The sequence below is a fragment of the Pseudoalteromonas sp. 78C3 genome (assembly GCF_002836695.1).
GTDB classification, from domain to species: domain Bacteria; phylum Pseudomonadota; class Gammaproteobacteria; order Enterobacterales; family Alteromonadaceae; genus Pseudoalteromonas; species Pseudoalteromonas arctica.
Window position 1 is genome coordinate 1 of record NZ_PJAV01000066.1, and the last position, 236, is coordinate 236.

At 40.7% G+C, this 236-nt stretch carries 1 protein-coding gene; it reads left to right on the forward strand.

Features of this window, described 5'->3' with window-relative positions; translation table 11 throughout:
- Positions 1–192 (forward strand): multicopper oxidase domain-containing protein (locus CXF76_RS00845; RefSeq protein WP_157823331.1); only part of this gene is annotated, 192 nt, incomplete at its 5' end.
- Positions 193–236 lie beyond the last annotated feature (44 nt).

Below are 236 nucleotides of genomic sequence, written 5' to 3' on the forward strand. Positions count from 1 at the left end.
CTGCATGGTATGTGGAGTGATTTAGAAAACGAGCAAGGTGATGTGCAAGTGCGACGTCATACAATACCTGTTCAACCCGCACAAAGAATCAGCTTTTTAACCACCCCTCACGATGTAGGGCGCTGGGCTTGGCATTGCCATTTATTATTCCATATGGATGCCGGCATGTTTAGAGAGGTAGTCGTATCATGAAACAATTAAAACTATCTAAATCATTTAGTTTATTAATGTTAACT